The sequence below is a fragment of the Pseudomonas sp. Pse1 genome (assembly GCF_024519635.1).
GTDB lineage: Bacteria > Pseudomonadota > Gammaproteobacteria > Pseudomonadales > Pseudomonadaceae > Aquipseudomonas.
Map to the genome: position 1 here is coordinate 1 of NZ_JALJRO010000058.1, position 1,169 is coordinate 1,169.

Sequence of the window (1,169 nt, forward strand, 5' to 3'; positions counted from 1 at the left end):
GGGGTGCCGACGCCGGGCATGTAGTACTTGAAATAGTCGGCATTGCCGAGCACCGGAGCGTCGAGCAGACCTCGGGCCGTGCTGCCGGCATGCCCCGTGCCACCCGCATGACCGGTACCGATACTGGCGCGAAACAGCCGGGCTATATTGGTGGGATGGGTAGGGTTGGCCAGGTACAGATCGTGGTTGAGGTTGTTGCCCGTCCCGTCGAAGAACAGGCTGATGTGCAGGGTTTTGCAGCACGGCGGCATCACCCGGCGCCCCGCCGCCACGCTGAGGGCATTATGGTAGTCGCGCCCCTGCTCGTCCTGACGTCGACGATTCTGATGAACCTGATGCGCTTGCGAAGGCAAGCGACCTTGGTCTGGAAATGGCGGTGGATAGCAAATACTGGCGTGATTTATTTCGGACATGATTGTGGCTCCGGCAAATTCAACGGGGTCTTGTTTGGGTATTCGGGGCTGCCATAGGCGTAGCAGGAGGTCGTGACCTGGAGCTCATCACATGGCAGGAAGTGCACGGTGAGGCCGCAAGTTTTTTGGCCGGTGTAATCGGGAATGAGGACTGATTTGCTGTGTATGCGTGTTTGCGCATCACTTCTGGCGACCCAAGCCAAATACTTTGGCCAATCACTAAAACCAGGAAAGTCGTCGGAGTAAGCCACCCCCGTCTCCCACTCAACCCGCACCGTCATCCCCGGGTTCCAGCGCGCAGGCGCCACATAACAACAGCCCCCACCCCCACCCTGATACGGCCCGATAATGTCCAGCCCTGACTGGCCATTAACGGCAAATCGGTTGATCGCCCAATGGGTGTGGTTAATGGCTTCGAGGGTGCCGCCCAGTGCGCTTTGCGCGAGAGTTGCCGCCAGCAGAGCGCTGAGCACAACAACCCGCCGCACGCCACATTCAGGTTTAAGCATGCTGATCAACTCCTGTTGTCGGAACAAGTGGCACAGGCCTCACGCACCCAAGCGAGCGTGTGTGCGTCACGATCGGCATCGATGAACAATCCGCGCTGCGTCGCGTCGAGCATGGCCGTGTAGCACGCCTGAAATTGCCGTTCAGCACCCCAGTCAGAAGGGAAAACGTCGTCCATCTGGTCCATTGCCAAGGTCGCATCGCTGGCACAGCCCAGCGTTTCCAGCTGGCTATCGCTCAATTCGATAT

Annotated in this window: 1 protein-coding gene and 2 pseudogenes; all 3 read right to left on the minus strand. The window is 59.2% G+C overall.

Translation table 11 applies throughout. From position 1 onward, the window contains the following. A pseudogene (locus NR126_RS28320) lies at positions 1–413 on the minus strand (DUF2235 domain-containing protein); the annotation flags it as partial. Beyond that, entirely contained in the window at positions 401–922 is a 522-nt protein-coding gene (locus NR126_RS28325; RefSeq protein ID WP_256832473.1) for a DUF3304 domain-containing protein, read from the minus strand. The gene NR126_RS28325 and the pseudogene NR126_RS28320, both read right to left, overlap by 13 nt. A gap of 5 nt (positions 923–927) precedes the next feature. Beyond that, a pseudogene (locus NR126_RS28330) lies at positions 928–1,169 on the minus strand (hypothetical protein); the annotation flags it as partial.